This is a genomic window from Cupriavidus basilensis (assembly GCF_000876015.1).
Classification (GTDB): domain Bacteria; phylum Pseudomonadota; class Gammaproteobacteria; order Burkholderiales; family Burkholderiaceae; genus Cupriavidus; species Cupriavidus basilensis_B.
This window is the reverse complement of record NZ_BBQM01000007.1, coordinates 114,374-131,274: the sequence shown is the minus strand read 5'-3', so window position 1 is coordinate 131,274 and position 16,901 is coordinate 114,374. Positions and strand designations below refer to the sequence as shown.

16 protein-coding genes are annotated in these 16,901 nt (G+C 66.9%); 15 read left to right on the top strand and 1 reads right to left on the bottom strand.

The genetic code is table 11. The features are described 5' to 3' along the window. The first annotated feature begins 180 nt into the window (after positions 1–180). The 6 genes from KF708C_RS04905 to KF708C_RS04880 all read left to right on the top strand — a co-directional run bounded on the left by KF708C_RS04905 (position 181) and on the right by KF708C_RS04880 (position 7,075). Positions 181–726 (top strand): hypothetical protein, encoded by a 546-nt coding sequence (locus tag KF708C_RS04905; protein ID WP_059410926.1) that lies wholly within the window; start codon positions 181–183, stop codon positions 724–726. Between the two features lie 111 nt (positions 727–837). After that, on the top strand, positions 838–1,596 hold the full coding sequence (locus KF708C_RS04900) for a sulfite exporter TauE/SafE family protein (RefSeq protein ID WP_020200470.1): 759 nt from the start codon (positions 838–840) through the stop codon (positions 1,594–1,596). 420 nt (positions 1,597–2,016) lie between these two features. Next, entirely contained in the window at positions 2,017–3,165 is a 1,149-nt protein-coding gene (locus KF708C_RS04895; RefSeq protein ID WP_059410925.1) for an ABC transporter substrate-binding protein, read from the top strand. Positions 3,166–3,377: 212 nt separating this feature from the next. Next, positions 3,378–4,430, top strand: coding sequence for a branched-chain amino acid ABC transporter permease (locus tag KF708C_RS04890; RefSeq protein ID WP_059410924.1), 1,053 nt, complete (start codon positions 3,378–3,380; stop codon positions 4,428–4,430). Between the two features lie 10 nt (positions 4,431–4,440). Then, complete coding sequence (locus KF708C_RS04885; RefSeq protein WP_059410923.1) at positions 4,441–6,321, top strand: branched-chain amino acid ABC transporter ATP-binding protein/permease; 1,881 nt, start codon at positions 4,441–4,443, stop codon at positions 6,319–6,321. Positions 6,322–6,331: 10 nt separating this feature from the next. Beyond that, a complete protein-coding gene (locus KF708C_RS04880) occupies positions 6,332–7,075 on the top strand; it encodes an ABC transporter ATP-binding protein (protein ID WP_059410922.1) in 744 nt (247 codons plus the stop codon). Between the two features lie 91 nt (positions 7,076–7,166). Here the strand turns inward: KF708C_RS04880 and KF708C_RS35455 are convergent, their stop codons facing one another. Continuing rightward, the gene (locus KF708C_RS35455) at positions 7,167–7,808 is read right to left on the bottom strand and encodes a hypothetical protein (RefSeq protein WP_197090314.1); all 642 of its coding nucleotides are present in this window, start codon (positions 7,806–7,808) and stop codon (positions 7,167–7,169) included. Positions 7,809–8,904: 1,096 nt separating this feature from the next. On the opposite strand from KF708C_RS35455, the gene KF708C_RS37005 reads away from it, so the two are divergent. The 9 genes from KF708C_RS37005 to KF708C_RS04830 all read left to right on the top strand — a co-directional run bounded on the left by KF708C_RS37005 (position 8,905) and on the right by KF708C_RS04830 (position 16,901). Further along, positions 8,905–9,306 carry an N-formylglutamate amidohydrolase gene (locus tag KF708C_RS37005; protein WP_370552787.1) on the top strand — a complete coding sequence of 134 codons (402 nt, stop codon included), beginning with the start codon at positions 8,905–8,907 and terminating at the stop codon, positions 9,304–9,306. A 206-nt stretch (positions 9,307–9,512) separates the two neighbouring features. Continuing rightward, complete coding sequence (gene mnmG, locus KF708C_RS04865; protein WP_059410920.1) at positions 9,513–11,453, top strand: tRNA uridine-5-carboxymethylaminomethyl(34) synthesis enzyme MnmG; 1,941 nt, start codon at positions 9,513–9,515, stop codon at positions 11,451–11,453. Next, positions 11,454–12,161 carry a 16S rRNA (guanine(527)-N(7))-methyltransferase RsmG gene (gene rsmG, locus KF708C_RS04860; RefSeq protein ID WP_059410919.1) on the top strand — a complete coding sequence of 236 codons (708 nt, stop codon included), beginning with the start codon at positions 11,454–11,456 and terminating at the stop codon, positions 12,159–12,161. 68 nt (positions 12,162–12,229) lie between these two features. Then, positions 12,230–13,003 carry a ParA family protein gene (locus KF708C_RS04855; protein WP_020200462.1) on the top strand — a complete coding sequence of 258 codons (774 nt, stop codon included), beginning with the start codon at positions 12,230–12,232 and terminating at the stop codon, positions 13,001–13,003. 104 nt (positions 13,004–13,107) lie between these two features. Continuing rightward, a complete protein-coding gene (locus KF708C_RS04850; RefSeq protein WP_059410918.1) occupies positions 13,108–14,010 on the top strand; it encodes a ParB/RepB/Spo0J family partition protein in 903 nt (300 codons plus the stop codon). Positions 14,011–14,336: 326 nt separating this feature from the next. Continuing rightward, positions 14,337–14,870, top strand: a complete 534-nt coding sequence (locus KF708C_RS04845) for an ATP synthase subunit I (protein ID WP_059410917.1) — start codon at positions 14,337–14,339, stop codon at positions 14,868–14,870. A gap of 266 nt (positions 14,871–15,136) precedes the next feature. After that, entirely contained in the window at positions 15,137–16,000 is an 864-nt protein-coding gene (gene atpB / locus KF708C_RS04840) for a F0F1 ATP synthase subunit A (RefSeq protein WP_029043061.1), read from the top strand. Positions 16,001–16,063: 63 nt separating this feature from the next. Continuing rightward, on the top strand, positions 16,064–16,330 hold the full coding sequence (gene atpE, locus KF708C_RS04835; protein ID WP_006157246.1) for a F0F1 ATP synthase subunit C: 267 nt from the start codon (positions 16,064–16,066) through the stop codon (positions 16,328–16,330). Positions 16,331–16,430: 100 nt separating this feature from the next. Further along, entirely contained in the window at positions 16,431–16,901 is a 471-nt protein-coding gene (locus KF708C_RS04830) for a F0F1 ATP synthase subunit B (protein ID WP_020200458.1), read from the top strand.

Below are 16,901 nucleotides of genomic sequence, written 5' to 3'. Positions count from 1 at the left end.
CTTTCGTGCCCGCTTTTGGTGCGCCGGAGCGCGCCATGCGGAATCTGCATAAGAACGGCCAGGGCCACATGAGACAATCCGTCTCCACCTTCCGTGCCCGCCATGTCTTCCGATTCTTCCCCTTTGCTGCTTCATGCGTCTCATGCATCTCATGAGCGGCAGGACGCGCCTGTTCCGTCGATGCCCGCCGTATCGCCCCGCGTGCGCCTCGCGGTTGCGGCCGATGCCGGGCGGCTGGACGCCTGGCTCCAGGCCGCGCAGCCGCTGCCGGTGGCCGCCGCGCGCGCGCGGCAGGCGCTGGTGGAGAGCCTGCTGGCGCGGCCCGAGCGCGGCGCCTGCGTAGTGGCCGAGGCTGCGGCCGAAGGTGCTGCCGACACGGTGGCTTCCGATGTGGCCGCGGCGGGCGAGGGCGGGGCGGCGCTGCTGGGCTGCCTGCCGGCCACGCTGGTGCCGCATCTCGGCCTTGGCGGCCTGGCGGCGTTCGCCGCGGAATGGTGGATGCCGCCAGTCGCCGGAGACGATGCACAATCCGCCGCGCGGGATGCGGCGCTGCTGCTGGCCTGCTGCGGCCTGCTGGCCGACTGGTGCCGGGCGCACGGCGTGCGCCACCTGCTGCTCGCGCCCGCGCTGCTGACGGCGCCGCAGGCGGCGGCCGCGGGTTTCGGGCCACATGCCGGCGGCTTGTGGCATCGCGGCCTGGCGCCCGCGCACAAGCATCTTGGCTGAGGCGGCGCCATCGGCGCGCCGTTTTCCGCGGCCGTCGCCATCGTCGCCATCACCGCTTCCGCTTCCGCTTTCGCCTTCCTCCTTCATCCCTTCTCCGTTTCCCGAGCGTTCATGGAATTCGCGTTTCTCGCTGTCGCCGCCTTTCTTGCCGGCCTGATCGATGCTGTCGCCGGCGGCGGCGGGCTGGTGCAGATCCCGGCCCTGTTCTCGGCCTATCCCGGCATGCCGCCGGCCACGCTGATCGGCACCAACAAGATCGCTTCGCTCTCGGGCACCGCCAACGCGGCGGTGCGCTACGGGCGCAGCGTGCGCATCTACTGGGGCGCGACCTTGCCGGCGATGCTGTCGGCGTTCGCCTTCTCGATGGCGGGCGCCTATGCGCTGACGCTGATTCCGGCCGGGCCGCTGCGCAAGTCGCTGCCGTTCGTGCTGGTGATCCTGCTGGTCTACACGGTGGCCAAGAAAAACCTGGGCACCGAGCACGCGCCCACGCTCTCGGGCGGCCGGGAGCGCGCGGCGGCGCTGCTGGCCGGCGCGGCGATCGGCTTCTACGACGGCGTGTTCGGTCCCGGCACCGGCAGCTTCCTGATGATCGTGTTCGTGCGCGTGTTCGGCTACGACTTCCTGCACGCCTCGGCCTCGACCAAGGTGGTCAACCTCGCCACCAACCTCGCGGCGCTGCTGCTGCTGGCGGCCAAGGGGCACGTGTGGTGGCAGCTCGGCCTGGTGATGGCGGTGGCCAACGTGGCGGGCAGCCAGGTGGGTAGCCGGCTGGCGCTCAAGCACGGCAGCGGCTTCGTGCGGCGCGTGTTCATCGTGGTGGTGGCGGCGCTGATCGTGAAGACCGCGTGGGATGCGTTCGGGCATTGAGCGCGGCATCTGCGCGGCGGCGCGCGGTGTGTCGCGCGGGCGGCGCTCCGGGTTAATCCTGCTTTGCGCGTCATATCGCTGTTGCTAGACTCGCTACGCATTCCCGACCGTGCGGTCGGCGAATCAGCGGCATCGGCGACATCAGCCGCATCGGCGGCATCAGTGGCAACGTGCCGCCGGGGTGGACGCGCAGGACGGGAGATAGGCGGTGCGCGGCGGACGGGTTCGGCGCGCGCCGGGCAGCAGGCAGGCGCCGGCGTTGCGCCTGGACACGGGTCCGCGAGGACACCGGAACAAGACCAAGACAGGCAGGCACAAGGGCAGGCACGAGATCGGGCCCAAGAAGACCAGACCGGGGCATCCGACCGGCCGCAAGCCGGCGCGGATGCCCTTTTCGTTTGCCGCAACGGAGGAGACACGATGACATTCAAGCGCGCCAGCCTGCTGGCTTTCGCCGCCGCCCTGTGCGCGGGCACCGCCAGCGCACAGGTCAAGGTAGGGGTGACGGTTTCGGCCACGGGCCCCGCGGCTTCGCTGGGCATCCCCGAGAAGAACACCATCTCGCTGCTGCCGAAGGAGATCGCCGGCAAGAAGATCGAGTACATCGTGCTCGACGACGCTTCCGACACCACCACCGCGGTCAAGAACACGCGCAAGCTGATCAGCGAGGACAAGGTCGACGTGGTGATCGGCTCCACCGTCACGCCGAACTCGCTGGCGATGGTCGACGTGGCGGCCGAGAACGAGACGCCGATGATCACGCTGGCCGCCTCGGCGCGCATCATCGAACCGATGGACGCCAAGCGCGCATGGGTCTTCAAGACGCCGCAGAACGACTCGCACATGGCGACCGCCATCGCCGAGCACATGACCGACCACAACGTGAAGACGGTGGCGTTCATCGGCTTCGCGGACGCCTACGGCGACAGTTGGGCGCAGGAGTTCGCCAAGGTCGGCGAGATGCGCAAGATCAAGGTGGTGGCCAACGAGCGCTTCGCGCGCACCGACACCTCGGTCACGGGCCAGGTGCTGAAGATGATGGCCGCCAACCCGGACGCGGTGCTGATCGCCGGCTCGGGCACGCCCGCCGCGCTGCCGGCCAAGGCGCTCAAGGAGCGCGGCTGGAAGGGCAGGATCTACCAGACGCACGGCGTGGCCAACGCGGACTTCCTGCGCGTCTGCGCCAAGGATTGCGAAGGCACCTTCCTGCCGGCGGGCCCGCTGCTGGTGGCCGAGCAACTGCCCGACGGCAACCCGGTGAAGAAGCCCGCGCTGGCCTACAAGACGGCCTACGAGAAAGCCTTCGGCGGACAGGTCTCCACGTTCGGCGGCCATGCCTGGGACGCGGGCCTGCTGCTGCAGCGCGCGATCCCGGAAGCGCTGAAGAAGGGCCAGCCCGGCACCAGGGAATTCCGCAAGGGACTGCGCGACGCGATGGAGCAGACCAGGGAGCTGCCGATCTCGCACGGCATCATGAACATGACGGCGAACGACCATCTCGGCCTCGACCAGCGCGCGCGCGTGATGGTGCTGATCGCCGACGGCAAGTGGAAGCTGCAGACCAAGTAGGCCGGCTTCGGGGCTGAAGCCAGGGCAGGGCGCATGGTCAGCCATGCGCCCTTTTTGTTTGTCTCGCCGTGCTGTCGCGGCGGCTCGTGCCGCGCAAGCTAGGGTTGGTCGGGATTTGCGCTATGCGTAACTTGTTTACTATTTCGTAATCCGTAATGCCAGCCCGCCGGCGCCCCCGCCGGCCGGGCATATCAAACAAATACGGGGAGACAATGGACCTCTCGATTGCCGCCATCCTGGCGCAGGACGGGATCACCTCGGGTGCCATCTACGCGCTGCTGGCGCTGGCCCTGGTGCTGGTGTTCTCGGTGACGCGCGTCATCTTCATTCCGCAAGGGGAGTTCGTCGCCTACGGCGCGCTCACGCTGGCGGCGATCCAGGCCGGCCACGCGCCGCAGAGCAGCTGGCTGCTGCTGGGCATGGGCGTGCTGACCTTCGTCTACGACACCGCGACGGTGCTGCGCAACGCCGAACTGCGCCGCACCGCGGGCACGCGGCTGGCGGTGCTGGCGGGCAAGTACCTCGCGTTTCCGCTCGCGGTGCACCTGCTGGCGCAGCAATACGGCGCGCAGCCGATGCCGATGGCCGCGCAGATCGCGCTCACGCTGCTGATCGTGATTCCGCTGGGTCCGATGCTGTACCGCCTGGCCTACCAGCCGCTGGCCGAGGCCAGCACGCTGGTGCTGCTGATCGTCTCGGTCGGCGTGCACTTCGCGCTGGTGGGGCTGGGGCTGGTGATGTTCGGCGCGGAGGGCTCGCGCACCACGGCGTTCTCCGAGGCGCGCTTCGAGGTGGGCAGCCTGACAGTGTCGGGGCAGAGCCTGTGGGTGGTGGGCGTGTCGGGCCTGCTGATCGCCGCGCTGTACTTTTACTTCGAGCGCACGCTCACCGGCAAGGCGCTGCGCGCCACCGCCGTCAACCGGCTCGGCGCGCGCCTGGTGGGCATCGGCACCACGCAGGCCGGGCGCCTGTCGTTCACGCTGGCCGCGGCGATGGGCGCGCTGTGCGGCATCCTGATCGCGCCGCTGACCACGGTCTATTACGAGTCCGGTTTCCTGATCGGCCTCAAGGGCTTCGTCGGCGCCATCGTCGGCGGGCTGGTGAGCTATCCGGTGGCGGCCGCGGGCGCCGTCCTCGTCGGGCTGCTCGAATCGTATTCGTCCTTCTGGGCCAGCGCGTTCAAGGAGGTCATCGTGTTCACCCTGATCCTGCCCGTGCTGCTGTGGCGCTCGCTCAACGGCAAGCACGTGGAAGACGAGGAATAAGGAGCAGGCCATGAGCAATGCAAACGTCAAGAACGCGGACGGCAAGGGCGCCGTGGCCGGCGGCGCGGACAAGGTGGACAGGGCGCACAAGGCGCACAAGCCGGGCAGCGCGGCGGGCCGCAACCGCCTCTGCCTGCTGGCCTTCGCCGTGGTGCTGGCGCTGCTGCCGGTGCTGCCCACGCCGGAGTTCTGGATCACGCTGGGCAACTACATCGGCCTGTACGGCATCGTCGCCATCGGGCTGGTGCTGCTCACCGGCGTGGGCGGCATGACCTCGTTCGGCCAGGCCGCGTTCGTCGGGCTGGGCGCCTACAGCACGGCGTACCTCACCACGCAGTTCGGGCTGTCGCCGTGGTTCGGCCTGCTGGTGGGGCTGGTCATTACGATGGCCTCGGCCTACGTGATCGGGCTCATCACCATGCGCATGTCCGGGCACTACCTGCCGCTGGCCACCATCGCGTGGGGCCTGTCGCTGTTCTTCCTGTTCGGCAACCTGGAGTTCCTCGGCAAGTACGACGGCCTCAACGGCATTCCGGTGCTGCGCGTGCTCGGCATCGAACTGGCTTCCGGGCGCGCGATGTTCTACCTGATCTGGGCCGTGGTGCTGCTGGCGGCCATCGCCATGCACAACCTGCTCGACTCGCGCCCGGGCCGCGCCATCCGCGCGCTCAAGGGCGGCGGCACGATGGCCGAGGCGATGGGCGTGAACACGGCGTGGATGAAGGTGGTGGTGTTCGTGGTGGCGGCGGTGCTGGCCTGCATCTCGGGCTTTCTCTACGCGCACCTGCAGCGCGCGGTGAACCCGACGCCGTTCGGCCTGAACTACGGCATCGAGTACCTGTTCATGGCGGTGGTGGGCGGCGTCGGGCATGTGTGGGGCGCGGTGCTCGGCGCCGGCATCCTCACCATCCTCAAGGACGTGCTGCAGGGCGTGCTGCCGAAGCTGCTCGGCGCCAACGGCAACTTCGAGACCATCGTGTTCGGCGTGCTGATGGTGCTGCTGCTGCAGCATGCGCGCGACGGCATCTGGCCGTTCGTCCGCAAGCTGTTCCCGGGCGGCCCGCCGGCGCTCGCGCCACGGCACGCCGAGCCGCTGCCGCAGCGCGAGAAGCCGCGGGCCGGCGAGCTGATCCTCGACGTGCGCGCCGCGCGCAAGGAGTTCGGCGGGCTGGTGGCGGTCAACGATGTCAGCTTCCAGCTGCATGCCGGCGAGATCGTCGGGCTGATCGGCCCCAACGGCGCGGGCAAGTCCACTACCTTCAATCTCGTCACCGGCGTGCTGCCGGTCACGCGCGGCGAGGTGCGCTACCGCGGCGAGCCGGTCTCGGGGCTGCCGTCGCGCGAGATCGTCAAGCGCGGCATCGGCCGCACCTTCCAGCACGTGCATCTGCTGCCGGCCATGACGGTGCTCGAGAACGTGGCGATCGGCGCGCACCTGCGCGGCGACTTCGCGGCGCAGGGCGGCGTGGCCGCGGCGATCCTGCGCATGAACCGGGCCGAGGAAGGCAAGCTGCTGTTCGAGGCCGCGCGCCAGCTTGAGCGCGTGGGCCTGGCCGACTGCATGTACATGGAAGCGGGCAGCCTCGCGCTGGGCCAGCAGCGCATCCTGGAGATCGCGCGCGCGTTGTGCTGCGACCCGGCGCTGCTGCTGCTCGACGAACCCGCGGCGGGCCTGCGCTACAAGGAAAAGCAGGCGCTGGCCGAACTGCTCGGGAAGCTCAAGGGCGAAGGCATGAGCGTGCTGCTGGTCGAGCACGACATGGACTTCGTCATGAACCTCACCGACCGCCTGGTGGTGATGGAGTTCGGCACGCGCATCGCGGAAGGCGTGCCGGAGGACGTGCAGAAGAACCCGGCGGTGCTGGAAGCCTATCTTGGCGGCGTGGAGTAAGGAGACAGCCATGAGCCTCGTCCTCGAAGTGAAGGACCTCCACGTGCGCTACGGCAAGGTCGAAGCCGTGCATGGCGCCAGCCTCAAGGTGGAGGCCGGCCGGATCGTCACCGTGATCGGTCCCAACGGCGCCGGCAAGTCCACCATGCTCAACGCCATCATGGGCGCGCTGCCGGCCGGCGGCTCGGCGTCGGGCACGGTCAGCTACCTCGGCCACGACATGGCCGGCCTGCCGGTGGAGGGGAGAGTCGCGCGCGGCATGAACCTGGTGCCCGAGAAGCGCGAACTGTTCGCCTCGATGAGCGTGGCCGACAACCTCGTGCTCGGCGCCTACCGCCGCAAGCGCGCCGGCGAGAAGCACTTCCTCGACCAGATGGAAGTGGTCTACGGCCTGTTCCCGCGCCTCAAGGAGCGCGCCCGCCAGGACGCCGGCACGCTCTCCGGCGGCGAGCGCCAGATGCTGGCGGTCGGCCGCGCGCTGATGGCCAAGCCGCAACTGCTGATGCTGGACGAACCCAGCCTCGGCCTCGCGCCGCTGATCGTGAAGGAGATCTTCCACATCATCAGCGACCTGCGCCGGACTGGCGTGGCCACGCTGCTGATCGAGCAGAACGCGCGCGCCGCACTGCAGGTGGCCGACTACGGCTACGTGATCGAGACCGGCGACATGGCGATGGAAGGGCCGGCGGCGGAACTGGCGGCGAATCCCAAGGTGATCGAGACGTATTTGGGGTTGGTGAGGAAGGCGGCTTGAGGGTGGAGGGCACTTCGATATGCCGGACGAATAAGTGCGGTCGCCATCGTTCTCGCCGCATACATCCGCTGAATGATGGCCTCATCGCCGTTCAGCAGACCGCCCCGCCCATGCTCTTGCCCGAGGTCAGATCGAAGCCGAAGTGGCAGAAATACTGGCCCTCGCGGTTTCGCAGGCAGGCGAACCTGCCATCGTCCAGATAGCGGCTTCTCGTGGCGGCGTCGGTGATGCAGGCGTCGCGCCGGTCGGGACCGATGGCATCGAAGATGTCCCGCGCGGCCTTGCCCGATACCTCGAAGGCGATTTTCCTGTCGCCACGGGCAGGGGCGATGGTGTCGCCGAGATGACCGCCATAGATGGAGTACAGGACCCTGGCCGCGCGATATTCGTTGAGCCATTCCGCGCCTGCCGCCGCGCCGCAGATGAGGAGGCCAGCTAGCAACAAGGCTCTCTTTTTCGCATCTCTTTTCCGTGCTGCCTCATTCCCGGAGTCCGGATTCAACATTGCCTGCCTCGGATCGCTGTGGTGAAAACCACGATGATGTGATCGCGGGCGGATCATGCGCAAACATGGCGCTGGCCGCTGTTTATGCATGAGTTGGATGTGGAGGTGATTGCCGGGCCGGCGTCTTGGCGGGTTGGTGGCGTGTTTTATTTTTGCGATGAATATAACTCTGTTTGGTGTGACGATAATATCTATCTCTGGAATGATTGGCGTCATGGTGATTTGCATGTATCCACGGCATGGATAAATTGGATAATTCTTAGGATGGTTCTATTTATCCAGCCGATTTTTCCACGCCAACCAGATCCAGATCCTGCGCCGCCGTTTCCAGCAGCTATTGCCCGACGCAGGGCGCAGCGCAAATGCCGGATGGGTGCGCTGCTCACGCGGTGTGTACGGGAGATCGCCGCGCGGGGGAGATCGGCAGGTCGAGCGGCGCCGCCACCAAGCGGTCGGCTGTGATCTCGTTGCGTACCCGGCAGCGCCGTGGCACGGCTACGTCCATGTCGGACTCGAAGCGCCTGCATCAAGATCGAGATCTGGCCGAAGCCGGTGGTGATTGCGGGCGCAGCACTGGGTACGCTTGGCGTCCACAGCCAGTGCTGCCCGTTGGTGGACGCGGAGGTGTAGAACCGCAGTGGTTCGGCCGTTGGTTCTCGCGGTGCGGTTCGTGGCGGCGTTCGGCGGGTGTAAGGCGTGGCAGCCGATCGTGATGAATAACAAGGGAGACGCGGGCGGCTCGGCAGGCATGGAGTCCGTTGCGCGAGCAGTGCCGGACAGTCACCCCATCGGCATGGATCGACCTGCTGCGCGGGTCGTACAAGAGTGCCGGGCTGGCACTCAATCAACGATGCGGCGGCAGGGCAGGGGACAATCTTTCGTCAGCGCTGCCTTACGTGAAATGCGGCTGCCTGCGCGCGCTGGCGGTGCGGTGTGCTTACCGCAGTTGCTCAAGCTGGCCGAGGCATGGGCAACGATTTCAAAACATCCCGGCATCGTCGGTGTTCCCACTTTCCAGGCTGTGGTAGCGGCGTTGCCGCTGGTATGCGAAACGCCGCATGGCGGCACGCGATATCCGGTCGACCTCCGCGCGGCGCTGTCTGGGCCGAGGCTGTGCGGCGGCGAGGATAACCAGGCGAGACGCTGTGGGATGCCGTGCCTCCGGCCGGCGGCACACAGGGTGCCGGGTCTATATCGACTCGGACCGCTTGCCCGACGACCTCGATGCGGCCACGCCGCTCCATGATCGCAAGCCGTCGCTGCAAGAGGTACGCAACCGGATCGACAGCGACTACCACCCGGTCGGCCACGGTGAAGGTAACGCATGCCTACGCTTGAGTGCGATTGGGCGCGGGAGCTTGCCTTCGATGCCGAACGATGCCTACGAGCGCCTCCAGATTCGAGCGGCAGGCCACTGGCTGACTTCCTGCTCGGCGACAGTGAAGACATCACCTGCGAGTCGACCGTCGTGGCGCTAGTGGCGGACGAACTGCGGGCGATGGGCTACGCGGTGGCCCGCAATGATCCATGCAAGGGCGTGCGACTGATCGTGCGAATCGGGCAGCCGGTCGTGCATCGCCACAGCCCGCGGATCGAGCTCCGCCGTCCGCTGTACATGGAGGAGGCGGCGCCCGAACGCAACGTCGGGTTCGGCCGGCGGCAAGCCAACCTCGGCAAGCGGGTCGAGCGGGATTGTCGCGTATCTGCGGGAGCAGGGGGGCGGTGACATTAACCGGCAAAGCTGGAAAACGGAAAGCCGCGTCATGCACCCAACGCCGCACCCAACGCTTTTGTTTCACGTGGAACACAGCCAAGTTGTCGAAACAGCATGTTTCACGTGAAACATGCCGCTGCGCAAAAAAGCAGCAGCGATTGCCGCTATAATTCGGCATCCCGAATGATTCCCGCCAGCCTCCCGGAGGAGGTTCGTCCATGCTTTACCCAAAAGAATTCGATGTCATTGTCGTCGGTGGTGGCCACGCCGGCACTGAAGCTGCACTCGCCGCTGCGCGCATGGGCTGTCAGACGCTGCTGCTGAGCCACAACATCGAGACGCTTGGCCAGATGAGCTGCAATCCGTCCATCGGCGGCATCGGCAAGGGCCATCTCGTCAAAGAGGTGGATGCGATGGGTGGTGCGATGGCGGCGGCCACGGACGAATCTGGCATCCAGTTCCGCATCCTCAATTCGAGCAAGGGGCCGGCCGTGCGCGCCACGCGCGCGCAGGCGGACCGCGTGCTGTATCGCAAGGCCATCCGCACGCGGCTCGAGAACCAGCCGAACCTGATGCTGTTCCAGCAGGCGGTGGACGACCTGATGGTGGAGGGCGACCGCGTGGTCGGTGCCGTTACCCAGGTCGGCATCGCGTTCCGCGCGCGCGCGGTGGTGCTGACCGCCGGTACGTTCCTGGACGGCAAGATCCACGTGGGACTGGACAACTACACCGGCGGCCGCGCCGGCGATCCGGCTTCGGTCTCGCTGTCGGCGCGCCTGAAGGAACTGAAGCTGCCGCAGGGCCGCCTCAAGACCGGTACGCCGCCGCGCATCGACGGCCGCACCATCGACTTCTCGGTGATGGAGGAACAGCCGGGCGACCTGGACCCGGTGCCGGTGTTCTCGTTCCTCGGCCGCGCCGAGCAGCACCCGCAGCAACTGCCGTGCTGGATCACCCATACCAATACGCGCACGCATGACATCATCCGCGGCGGGCTCGACCGCTCGCCGATGTACACCGGCGTGATCGAGGGAGTGGGGCCGCGCTATTGCCCGAGCATCGAGGACAAGATCCATCGCTTTGCCAGCAAGGACAGCCACCAGATCTTCCTCGAACCCGAAGGGCTGACCACCAACGAGTTTTATCCCAACGGCATCTCGACCAGCCTGCCGTTCGACGTGCAGCTCGCGCTCGTGCATTCGATCCGCGGCATGGAGAGCGCGCACATCCTGCGGCCCGGCTACGCCATCGAGTACGACTACTTCGATCCGCGCGCGCTGAAGGCGTCGCTGGAGTCCAAGGCGATCCAGGGTCTGTTCTTCGCGGGCCAGATCAACGGCACCACGGGCTACGAGGAGGCGGCGGCCCAGGGCCTGCTGGCCGGTATCAACGCCGGCTGCTTCGTGCGCGAGCGCGATGCCTGGACACCGCGCCGGGACCAGGCCTATCTTGGGGTTCTGGTCGACGACCTGATCACCCGCGGGGTGTCGGAACCGTACCGGATGTTCACCAGCCGCGCGGAATTCCGTTTGAGCCTGCGCGAAGATAATGCCGATATGCGCTTGACCGAGGTCGGCCGCGAGCTTGGTGTGGTGGACGATGTGCGCTGGGATGCATTCAATCGCAAGCGCGACGCGGTTTCACGTGAAACAGAGCGTCTGAAGAGCACCTGGGTCAATCCGGCGCTGCTGCCGGAGGCCGACGCCGTGCCGCTGCTGGGCAAGGCCATCGAGCGCGAGTACAACCTCGCCGACCTGCTGCGCCGCCCGGCGGTCGCCTACGACGCGCTGATGGCGCTCCAGGGCGGCAAGTACGCGCCCGCGCAGCCGCTCGACGCCGATCCGCTGCTGGCCGCGCAGATCCGCGAGCAGATCGAGATCGGCATCAAGTACCACGGTTATATCGCGCGCCAGGCCGCCGAGGTCGACAAGCTGGAAGCGAACGAGACCACGCGCCTGCCCGAGGGTTTCGACTACACCGAAGTGCGCGGCCTCGGTTTCGAGGTCAGCCAGAAGCTGAACCAGCATCGCCCGGAAACGCTCGGACAGGCTTCGCGCATTTCGGGCGTGACGCCGGCCGCGATCTCGCTGCTGCTGGTGCACCTGAAGAAGAAGGGCATGGGCCGCGCCAAGCCCGGCACCACGCAAGAGGCGGCCTGAGTGCGGGGCCAACGCTACCCCGCGGTGGACGACGCCGACCAGCGCCGCCGGCTGGAAGCCGGCCTGTCCGCCATCGGCCTCGCGCTGACGGCGGCGCAGATCGACCAGCTTTTCGCCTACCTGGCGCTGCTGCGCAAGTGGAACGCCATCTACAACCTGACCGCCATCCGTCATCCCGACGAGATGCTGACGCACCATCTGCTCGATTCGCTGGCCGCCGTCCCGGCGTTGGCCGAGGCGGCGCGCAGCGCGGCGGCGGAAGAGGGCGCGCGCGGCCGGGTGCTCGACGTGGGCTCGGGCGGCGGCATGCCCGGCCTGCCGCTGGCGATCGCGTGCCCGGACCTGTCGGTGCTGATGGTCGACATCGTGCAGAAGAAGACCGCGTTCCTGACGCAGTGCCGCGCGCAACTCGGCTTGTCCAATGCCGCCGCCCACTGGGGTCCGGTGGAGAAGCTCGAAGACGACAAGGGCTACGCGGTCATCACCTCGCGCGCGTTCGCCGAGCTGAGCGATTTCGTCTCGCTCGCCGGCCACCTGCTCGCGCCGCGCGGCAAGCTGATCGCGATGAAGGGCGTGTATCCGCAGCCCGAGCTCGACCGCATGGAAGCGGCCGGCCTGATGGCCGCATGGCAGGTCGAGGCGGTGCCGCGCCTGATCGTGCCCGAACTGGACGCAGAACGTCACCTGGTGGTGCTGTCGCGCCGCTGACCCGGCCGGTGGTTGTCGCCGGTGTCCACCCCGGCAGGTTGAAATCAAGCAGGAGCAGCTAAGAGCTTATGGCCAAGGTATTCGTGATCGCCAACCAGAAGGGCGGCGTCGGCAAGACCACCACCACGGTGAACCTCGCCGCCGGACTGGCGGCGCAGGCGCAGCGCGTGCTGCTGATCGACCTCGATCCGCAGGGCAATGCCTCGATGGGCTCCGGCATCGACAAGCAGTCACTCGAGCACAGCGTCTACCAGGTGCTGGTCGGCCTGTCGACGATCGCCCAGGCGCGCCAGCATTCCGAGTCGGGCAAGTACGACGTGCTGCCCGCCAACCGCGAACTGGCCGGCGCCGAGGTGGAGCTGGTCGAGCTCGACCAGCGCGAGCGCCGCCTGAAGAACGCCATCGCCGAGGTCGACGGCGAATACGATTTCGTGCTGATCGACTGCCCGCCGTCGCTGTCGCTGCTGACGCTCAACGGCCTGTGCGCCGCCAACGGCGTGATCGTGCCGATGCAGTGCGAGTACTTCGCGCTGGAAGGGTTGTCCGACCTCGTCAACACGATCAAGCAGGTGCACGCCAACCTCAACCGCGACCTGAAGGTGATCGGCCTGCTGCGTGTGATGTTTGATCCACGTGTGACCTTGCAGCAGCAGGTCTCGGCGCAGCTCGAATCGCACTTCGGCGAGAAGGTCTTCAAGACCGTGATCCCGCGCAACGTGCGGCTGGCGGAGGCGCCTTCCTATGGCGTGCCGGGCGTGGCTTTCGATCCGTCCTCCAAGGGGGCGCGCGCCTACCTGGACTTCGGCGCGGAAATGATCGCGCGGGTCAAGCTGCTCGACTGAGCGCCGCCCGCCACGCTACGCCGCGCCGCGTGCGCGGGAAGGATGCCGGGAGCCGGCAGGCAGCAACCGGCGGCGACGAGCCGCCACCAAGTCAGGATAACGAGATGAGCACCGCAAAGAAGAAAGGCCTGGGCCGCGGACTGGAAGCCTTGCTGGGCAGCCCGGCGGAGATCGTCGATGCCGTGAAGCAGGAGGGCGCGCCGTCGGTGCTGCGCCTGGACCAGTTGCAGCCCGGCAAGTACCAGCCGCGCACGCGCATGGACGAGGGCGCGCTGCAGGAGCTGGCCGCGAGCATCCGCGCGCAGGGCCTGATGCAGCCGATCCTGGTGCGCCGCGTGGCGGAACCGGGCCGCTACGAGATCATCGCCGGCGAGCGGCGCTTCCGCGCCTCGCGCATCGCCGGGCTCGAAGAAGTGCCGGTGCTGGTCAAGGACGTGGCGGACGACGCCGCGGCCGCGATGGCGCTGATCGAGAACATCCAGCGCGAGGACCTCAATCCGCTCGAGGAGGCGCAGGGCATCATGCGCCTGGTGCGCGAGTTCGATTTCACGCACGAGCAGGCGGCCGAGTCGGTGGGGCGCTCGCGCAGCGCGGTGTCCAACCTGCTGCGCCTGCTCAACCTGGCCCAGCCGGTGCAGACCATGCTGATGGCCGGCGATCTCGACATGGGGCACGCGCGCGCGCTGCTCGCCGTGGACGGCGCCAACCAGATCACGCTGGCCAACCAGATCGTCAACAAGCGCCTGTCGGTGCGCGAAACCGAGAAACTGGTCGCATCCACGCTCAAGCCCCACGATCTGCGCTCGGTGCGCCAGAACGGCGCCGCGCCGGCGCGCGACGTGGCCCGGCTCGAAGAGGAGCTGTCGGACACGCTCGGCCTGCCGGTGCAGATCAAGCTCGGCGTGCGCGGCAAGGGCCAGCTCACCATCCACTTCACCAGCAACGACGCGCTCGACGGCGTGCTCACGCGGCTGCGCGAGCAGGGCGAGAGCCAGCCGACGACCTGAGTTGGCCTGAGCGGCCATCGCCGCGTTTTCCCGAAAATAGTGCGCGATTAGCGCACGCGACCACGGCCGCGGTGCGGCGCGCGCGGCCGCGCGGCGATGCTGCGTAAGGTTTGCGCAAGCGCGATAAACGATGATGATGCGCCGCCCGCGCCGATCGCCTCAATTACCTGCCGCGTCATTGGCTGGCGCTGGCCGCGCGGCCAGTATCGGCATGTGGGCGCGAGGTTGCGCACCGTTGCAAGGAGTCTGTAAGCAGATTGACTCGGATGGTGCATTCCTCGTAAAATCGTGCGGTTTGAAATCTGGCCGGTTCGGAAAAGTTCCGGATGGAGTCAACAACCAGCAGAGGCAATAAGCAGGTGGTTTCAGATCGTCGAGATGCCCGTCAGGAAAAGGACGGGCAGCCGCGCGATGCCTGGGATGACGAGGCGCAGCGCGAAGAAGAGGCGGTCGAACCGCTGTCACGCGCGGACGCGGAAACGCTGTTCGGCGCGCGTGCGCTGCGCCCTTCGCGCATGACGCCGGGCAGGGTCGTGCTGGCGCAGGTGGCGGTGACGATCTTGTCGGCCCTTGCCTGGCGACTGTTTGCCGGCGGCAATGCCGCGGCGGCAGGCTGGTCCGCGCTGTTTGGCGGCGTCGTGTGTTTCGTGCCGAGCGGCTTCTTCGCGCTGCGCCTGTGGATGTCGCGCGAGCGCACCTCGGTCGGCGGGCTGGTCGTCGGCGAGGCCATCAAGGTGTTTGCCACGGTCGCCCTGTTCGTGCTGGTGGTGGTGCTGTATCGCGAGTTGCGCTGGGTGCCGATGCTGGTCACGTTTCTGCTGACGCTCAAGGCCTACTGGGTGGCGCTGGCGATTCGCTGAGGCGCGCAGGCGCCGCGGGCCAGTCCGCGGGAGCGGCGAGGCGGCGTGGCGCGGAGGTTCGTAGGTAGTGCATTCCATCGAGGTGGGGCACGAAAACGGAATATCAAGAGTGTTTTGGCGTGGCGCGTCACAGCGGTGAAGCGCGGCGCAGATAAGGTTAAGGCGTCCTTGCCCGCGGTGACCAGCGACTCACGCTGAAGGCGGTGCAAGAAGCGTACCGGCAGCATGCCGGCAACTGGTTTCGCAATATTACGGTTCGTTTCGACATGTCAGCTGCTCAAGGCGCCGAACAGGCGCTCACTCCCTCCGGCTATATCGCCGAACACTTGCAGAACTTGAATTCCGTCGGCGGCAAGCAAGCCTCGGTGGTCGACTTCAGCGTGCTCAACTACGACACCGTGTTCTGGGCGGTGCTGTGCGGCCTGATCGCCGTGGTGTTCCTGTACGCCGCCGCGCGCCGCGTCACCGCCGGCGTGCCGGGCCGCTTCCAGGCCTTCGTCGAGATGATCGTCGAGATGGTCGACGACCAGGCCAAGGGCATCATCCACGGCGACCGCTCCTTCATCGCGCCGCTGGCGCTGATGGTGTTCTGCTGGATCACCGTGATGAACGCGGTCGACCTGATCCCGGTCGACTGGGTCACCGGCCTGAACCAGTTCCTGGGCATTTTCCACATCCACCTGCCGCACCACCGCGCCGTCGCCACGGCCGACCTGAACGGCACGCTGGGCATGTCGTGCTCGGTGCTGGTGCTGATGATCTACTACAGCTTCAAGATCAAGGGCGTCGGCGGCTTCGCGCACGAACTGCTCTCGGCCCCGTTCGGCGCCAAGTGGTACCTGGCCCCGTTCAACCTGATCCTGAACGTCATCGAATTCCTGGCCAAGGCCGTTTCGCTCGGCATGCGGCTGTTCGGCAACATGTACGCCGGCGAGCTCGTGTTCTTGCTGATCGCGCTGCTGGGCTCCATCTGGACGTTCGGCGCGGACCTGTCCGCGCTGGGCTTCGTCGGTCACGTGCTGGCCGGTGCCGTCTGGGCGATCTTCCACATCCTGATCGTCCTGCTGCAGGCCTTCATTTTCATGATGCTGACGCTGGTGTACATCGGCCAGGCACACGACCACCACTGATTTTCCGGTTTTTTGGTTTTTGGTTTTTTGGTTCTAAGTCTCTTCTCAATTTAAGGAGTCGTCATGCAAGCATATCTCGCCAACATCCAGGGTCTGACCGCCATCGGTATCGGCATCATCATCGGTCTGGGCGCAATCGGCGCCTGCCTGGGTATCGCCCTGATGGGCGGCAAGTACATCGAAGCATGCGCACGTCAGCCCGAGCTGATGAACCCGCTGCAAACCAAGATGTTCCTGCTGGCTGGCCTGATCGACGCGGCATTCCTGATCGGCGTGGGCGTTGCAATGCTGTTCGCATTCGCCAACCCGCTGCTGGCTGTCATCAAGTAATTTCTTTTCGGTCTGCATGATGCTGACGGGCGGCGCGGGCCACTTAGCCTGGCCGCCCTTGCGCATTTATCTGTAGTTTGATTACCGAAAGGAACACACCATGAATCTGAACGCAACGTTTCTTGCGCAGATGGTCGTGTTCTTCATCCTGTGGTGGGTTGTTGCCAAATTCATTTGGCCGCCGCTGGTGAAGGCGCTCGACGAACGCGCAAAGAAGATCGCCGATGGCCTCGCCGCTGCCGAAAAGGGCAAGGCTGAGCTCGAACTGGCCAACAAGCGCGTGGACCAGGCCCTGGCCGAAGCCCGCACCGAAGGCGCGCAGCGCGTCGCCGACGCCGAGAAGCGCGCCCAGTTGACGGCCGACGAGATCAAGCACAACGCCCAGGCGGAAGCCGCACGCATCATCGCCCAGGCCAAGGCCGAAGCCGAACAGCAGGTCACCCGCGCGCGCGAACAGCTGCGCGACCAGGTTGCCGTGCTGGCCGTCAAGGGTGCCGAGCAGATCCTCAAGCGCGAAGTGAACGCGCAGGTCCACGCCGACCTGCTCAATCAACTCAAGGCTGAGCTCTAA